The following is a 5815-nucleotide window of genomic DNA, read 5'->3' on the forward strand; positions in this document are numbered from 1 at the left end:
ATCTCTTTTAGCCGATAATCTCTCATCGGGAACCTCCTTATATTTTTTGTGGATTGATGAGGTATTGTACCTCATTTGGAGGTTCCCATTCAAGACCAGATGGGCTGAGGCTGATGGACAGATCTCAAGCTCTCTGAAATCTGTTACCATAACTATGAACCATCCCAAAACCTGTCAAGAACAAGCCGGGTGTGAGGAAAATGCCTCGACGTCCTAAAAACTCTTCGATCAGACCCGTGAAAAATACGCCTGAAAACATTGCTCCATCCGGACTGAAGAAACCTGTGTCAATTGGGTCCGACGTTACATCCGACGTCATCAGCCCATGGCAAAGTTGCCTTACGGTTGTGGATTGCGGCTCATTGAGCGCTCGCGACTCAGAGTTAAGGGATGGAGGGAAAGGAGGTTTACATGGCGGATCGCGGGAGGATGATATACGAGTTGAAGCGAAAATACCTCATCAAACGGAACGCAATAGAGGCAAGGTTGCGCGAGTTCGAGAAGATCAGGGAAAAAGGGGATTTGGCCGCCTTCGAGGAGATGTGTTACTGTCTGTTCACGGCCGGCACATCCGCAAAGGTTGGGATGCGCTCAGTCGAGGCGATCAGGGATCTGATGCTCACCGGAAGTCAGGAGGAGTTGTCCGAGAGGTTACATTTAGTCCATCCCTATGCTCGCAAACGGGCCGAATACGTGGTCCTCGCCAGAGAATTCGTGCGGAAAAGAATGAATTTTAAGATATTCGATACGCTCGATCCGATGGAGCATCTCGAGAGGAGGGATTTCATAGTTCACAACATCAAAGGGCTTGGATACAAAGAGGGGAGCCATTTCCTACGTAATATAGGCTACAAGGGTTACGCCATCCTCGACAGACACATACTCAGGAATCTCAGGCGTTTCGGGATAACGGATCTGAAGAGCTCCCCGAGCTCGCGGAGAAGGTATCTGGAGGTGGAGGAGGCCATGAGACGGCTCGCTCTCGAGATCGGGGTGGATTTCGACGCCCTTGATCTGCTGTTTTGGAGCGATGAAACGGGAGAGATATTGAAATAGTAAGGAGGGGAAAAATGAGCTGGAAACTTGCATTACATACCGTAAGTTACGCCGGGGTGTGGAGGGGTCAGACTTCCCTGCCCATCGAAAGGGTGTTGGAAAAGGCCAGTGAGCTGGGGTTTGACGGCGTGATGATCATGGCTAAGCGGCCTCATCTCTCGCCGCTAGATTACGACGAAAATGCTCGGAAACGTCTCAGGGAGAAGATCGAATCGCTGGGGCTTGAAGTTCCATGTCTCGCTGGATATGTGGATTTCACAGCAGGGGTGGATAGGCCGATGACCCCGATGATCGAGGTTCAGGCGGTTTACGTCGGCGAGCTGGCAAGGCTGGCCAGAGATCTCGGGTGCGGGATGATCAGGGTGTTTACGGGCTTCGAAAGGCCCGGGGTTCCGTTCGATAAATTATGGGAGATATGCGTGCGAGGATTGAAGCTCGCCTCCCAGAGGGCGGCCGAATTCGGAGTTACCCTTGCCGTTCAGAACCACCACGACATAGCCATTCATCATGAATCGCTCAGATGGCTGTTGGAGGAGGTGGATGAGCCGAACTGTAAGGCGGCTTTCGACGCGTGGGCGCCGGCGTTACAGGGACTGAAAGGGGAGGAGCTGAAGGAGGCCGTCCGTAGGATAGCCCCCTTCCTTGTCCACACCACGGTTGCCGATTACATCAAGCATCACCGTTTCATATATGACCAATCCCTGACCAACTACATCAGGAGAGAAGCGAGGGTCTACGCCGTTCCGATGGGGACGGGGATCGTGGATTATCCGAGCTTTTTCGATGCACTGAGGGAGATCGGATACCGGGGATGGGTTGCATACGAGATGTGCGAGGTGCTGAAAGGGGGAGGCGATGAGGAAAATCTGGACAGATGTGCCCGCGCATTTCTCGACTACATGCGTAAACTTTGATATAACTCAGTACCCTAAAAGCCTTATTCCGCTTCTGTAGATCTCAGCGGATCGGTGAAGCTGGGCCAACTCCTCATCGGTTAGATTGAGCTCTATGATCTCCTCTACGCCGGAGGAGCCGAGTTTAGCGGGAACGCCGATGAAGATATCCCTCAGGCCATACTGTCCCGAAAGATAGGCCGAGCAGGGCATGATCCTCTTTTTATCCTTAATTATGGCCTCGGCCATCTGGGCCACGGCGGCTCCGGGGGCATAGAAGGCGCTGGCGGTCTTGAGAAGCCCGACGATCTCTCCACCACCTCCTCTGGTTCTCTCGATCAGCCTGTCTATCGTCTCGCGATCCATCAGCTCCTCAAGCGGTATTCCGGCGACTGAGGTATATCTGGGCAGGGGCACCATCGTATCGCCATGTCCCCCCAAAACCAGGGAGGAGACGTCCTCTACGGACACGTTCAGCTCGCTGGCGATGAAATATCTGAATCTTGCCGTATCGAGCACGCCCGCCTGGCCCATCACCCTATGATGGGGAAAGCCGGTTACCCTCCAGGCGTGATACGTCATGATATCAAGCGGATTTGTGACCACTATCAGTATGGCGTTCGGCGAGTATCTGGCAACCTGCTCGGCGACCGAGCCGACGATCTGGGCGTTCTGCGTCAGGAGGTCCTCCCTGCTCATTCCGGGTTTTCTGGGCCTACCGGATGTTACGACGACTATATCCGAGCCGGCTATCTCCTCATAGCTGTTCGTCCCCTTTATGCGCACGTCGAACCCTTCGATCGGGGATGCCTCGGCCATATCCAACGCCTTGCCCTGGGGCATATCGGGGATTATGTCGAGCATGAGGACATCACCAAGTTCCCTCTGGGCGATCATCAACGCGGCGGTCGCGCCGACATTACCGGCACCTATTATACTGATCTTATGTCTCATCGCTTAACTCCAATGTCAGGTTTATGGCTTAAAGAGGAATCGCCACGATTTTCATCCCTTCATGGCATCAGCTAATCCATGTTTTCGATTATAGCCGATGCGAACTGGGATGTTGAAAGTTTCGTCGCTCCCTCCATGAGCCTATGCAGGTCGTACGTGACCCTTTTCTGCCTGAAGGTACGTTCCATCCCCTCAACTATCAGCTCTGCCGCCTCGATCCATCCGATATGCTCCAGCATCATCACGGAGGATAGGATCAAAGAGCTCGGGTTGACCACGTCCATTCCGGCATATTTCGGAGCGGTGCCGTGGGTGGCCTCAAACAGGGCGACCCTGTCGCCTATGTTACCTCCAGGCGCCATCCCCACCCCTCCCACGCAGGCGGCGCAGGCGTCGGAGAGGTAATCTCCGTTCAGATTTGGAGTGATGATCACGTCAAACTCCTCCGTGCGGGTGAGGATATGTTGGAACATGATGTCGGCCATTCTATCCTTGATCACTACTCTCCCCTCGGGGATGGCGTCACCCAGCTCCGCCTCGGCAACCGTCAGGTTGCCGAACTCCTCCTCAGCCACCTCATAGCACCAGCTTCTAAAAGCCCCCTCGGTGTATTTCATGATGTTGCCCTTATGGACAATGGTGATGCTTTTTCGCCCGCGTGCTAGGGCATACTTCAAAGCCATACGCATCAGCCTCTTGGTGGCGAACTCGCTTATCGGCTTGATTCCCACCCCTGAATCCTCCCTCACATCAACTCCGAAGTTCTCCATGAGGAACCGTATCACCCGCAACGCCTCATCCGATCGGCTTTCCCACTCGATGCCGGCGTAGACGTCCTCCGTGTTCTCGCGGAAGATGACCACATCCATCCTCTCGGGATGTTTGATCGGTGAGGGAACACCCTCGAAATATCTGACCGGTCTGACGCAGGCGTAGAGGTCGAGCTTCTGACGCAGCGTGACGTTGAGGCTTCTGTATCCCCCTCCGACAGGCGTGGTCAGAGGGCCTTTTATGGCCACGCCGTAATGGGATATCGCGTCGAACGTATCCTGAGGTAGCCACTCGTCGAAAAGCCTTTTTGCCTTTTCGCCTGCGAATATCTCGAACCAGATGATCCTCCTCCTGCCGCCATAGGCCTTATCCACGGCGGCATCTACGACCCGCCTCATCGCTCGCGTTATGTCCGGGCCTATCCCGTCGCCCTCTATGAAGGGGATTATCGGATCGTCGGGAACGTTCAGCCCTTCCTCCGTCACCTCGATTCTGGCCCCTTGTTGCGGGGGGGTGATCCTCCGGAACTCCATATCGATCACTCCTCAAACAGCTCCGGCAGATATCTTCTGACGAGCTCCATCATCTCCTGATCGGAGATGCTTGTGGTTCTCCCCTCCTCATACTCCCGACTGACCCATTCGAAGATCTTCATCACGCCCGGATGTCGTTTGTCCATCTTGGTCTTGAAGTTGGAGCTGATCCAATGGGCTATTCCGGCGAGACCGGATTTATCGGTGATGCTGACGCCCAAGGGTCTGTTGAGGATTTTAGCGGTATCGAAGATGTTATATATCTCCTCATTTTTCAATATACCATCGGCGTGAATGCCCGCCCGGGTGACGTTGAAGTTTTTGCCGACGAAGGGATAATTCTCCGGTATTCTATCTCCGATGACCTCCTCGTAATATCTGGCGATCTCAGTTATGACGGTGGTGTCTATTCCGAAGGTCTCGCCCTTAAGTCCGATGAAGCTGAAGATCAGCCCTTCGATGGGCGGGTTTCCGGTTCTCTCCCCGAAACCAAGTATCGTTCCATTAGCGCTGCTGCAGCCGTAAAGCCACGCGGCGACGGCGTTTGCGATGACGAGATGGAAATCATTATGCCCATGCCATTCCAACCTTTCAGATGGCACCCCACATTCGGTTTTAAGCGCATGGATGATCTTGGGCACGCTTCTGGGCAATGCCGCCTCAGCCCATGGCACGCCGTATCCCAGCGTATCACATGCCCGAATCTTTATGGGAACGCCGCTATCGTCGGCTATATCCATAAGGGACTGAACGAACGGCACTACAAATCCGTAGAAATCCGCCCTTGTGATGTCCTCAAGATGGCATCTGGGTTTAACGCCCGCTTCGATGGCCGTTCTGACCACGTCCAGATAGTCCGCCATCGCTTCCTTTCTCGTTTTCCTCAGCTTGAGAAATATATGATAATCCGATACCGATGTGAGTATTCCGGTTTCCTTAAGGCCCATATCCTTGACCAGCTGAAAATCCTTCTTGTTTGCCCTGATCCAACCGGTGATTTCGGGGAATCTGTATCCGAGTTCCAGGCATCTTTCAACGGCCATCCTCTCCTGCTTTCGATAGAGGAAGAACTCGCTCTGCCGTATCACGCCGTTCGGCCCGCCGAGGCGATGAAGCATCTTGAAGATATCCACCACCTGCTCGACCGTATAGGGAGGTCTGGCCTGCTGTCCATCTCGAAAGGTGGTATCAGTTATGAAGAAGTCGTCAGGGAGGTCCATGGGAACGGTGAGGCCGTCAAAGACGATTCTGGGCGGCTCCTCATATGGGAAAATCTCCCTCAGCAGCTCGGGTTCCTGGGCATCCACCATCTGAAACGTCCTCCGCCTGGGCTTCAACAGGTTGGACCTTTTATCCCTTCGCAACATCCATCACTCCTCCTTTCCCGTTTTGCGGAAATTCTAACAAAGCGGTTCTGGAAAGTCAAGAAAAGCATATAACGGCTGCTATCCGCTATTCCGGGCGATCCGTATGGTAGGATTCTATACTTCCGCAAAAAAGGAACTAAGTCATGGAGTTGAACTTCGTCAAAGAACCAAAGCTATTGGGCAACCCTGCAGATCATCTCGATCTCATCCTCCATTTTTTCCAATTCCGCACCAGAAGCGA

General features: G+C 53.6%; 5 protein-coding genes. 2 read left to right on the top strand and 3 right to left on the bottom strand.

Going from position 1 to position 5815, the window contains the following annotated elements:
- Positions 1-411: 411 nt before the first annotated feature.
- On the top strand, positions 412-1056 hold the full coding sequence (locus J7M22_10780) for an N-glycosylase/DNA lyase (protein ID MCD6507094.1): 645 nt from the start codon (positions 412-414) through the stop codon (positions 1054-1056).
- Between the two features lie 14 nt (positions 1057-1070).
- Positions 1071-1970 carry a sugar phosphate isomerase/epimerase gene (locus J7M22_10785; GenBank protein MCD6507095.1) on the top strand — a complete coding sequence of 300 codons (900 nt, stop codon included), beginning with the start codon at positions 1071-1073 and terminating at the stop codon, positions 1968-1970.
- A gap of 6 nt (positions 1971-1976) precedes the next feature.
- Here J7M22_10785 and mdh read toward each other — a convergent pair whose 3' ends face one another.
- The 3 genes from mdh to J7M22_10800 all read right to left on the bottom strand — a co-directional run bounded on the left by mdh (position 1977) and on the right by J7M22_10800 (position 5574).
- On the bottom strand, positions 1977-2903 hold the full coding sequence (mdh, locus tag J7M22_10790) for a malate dehydrogenase (protein ID MCD6507096.1): 927 nt from the start codon (positions 2901-2903) through the stop codon (positions 1977-1979).
- Positions 2904-2974: 71 nt separating this feature from the next.
- On the bottom strand, positions 2975-4207 hold the full coding sequence (gene icd / locus J7M22_10795) for an isocitrate dehydrogenase (NADP(+)) (GenBank protein MCD6507097.1): 1233 nt from the start codon (positions 4205-4207) through the stop codon (positions 2975-2977).
- A 5-nt stretch (positions 4208-4212) separates the two neighbouring features.
- Positions 4213-5574 carry a 2-isopropylmalate synthase gene (locus J7M22_10800; GenBank protein ID MCD6507098.1) on the bottom strand — a complete coding sequence of 454 codons (1362 nt, stop codon included), beginning with the start codon at positions 5572-5574 and terminating at the stop codon, positions 4213-4215.
- Positions 5575-5815: the final 241 nt, after the last annotated feature.

Source organism: Candidatus Poribacteria bacterium (genome assembly GCA_021162805.1).
Taxonomy (GTDB): Bacteria; Poribacteria; WGA-4E; order B28-G17; family B28-G17; genus JAGGXZ01.

Coding starts and splice junctions, on each gene's coding strand:
- J7M22_10780 (MCD6507094.1), top strand. CDS start 412: ATGGCGGATCGCGGGAGGATGATATACGAGTTGAAGCGAAAATACCTC.
- J7M22_10785 (MCD6507095.1), top strand. CDS start 1,071: ATGAGCTGGAAACTTGCATTACATACCGTAAGTTACGCCGGGGTGTGG.
- mdh (MCD6507096.1), bottom strand. CDS start 2,903: ATGAGACATAAGATCAGTATAATAGGTGCCGGTAATGTCGGCGCGACC.
- icd (MCD6507097.1), bottom strand. CDS start 4,207: ATGGAGTTCCGGAGGATCACCCCCCCGCAACAAGGGGCCAGAATCGAG.
- J7M22_10800 (MCD6507098.1), bottom strand. CDS start 5,574: ATGTTGCGAAGGGATAAAAGGTCCAACCTGTTGAAGCCCAGGCGGAGG.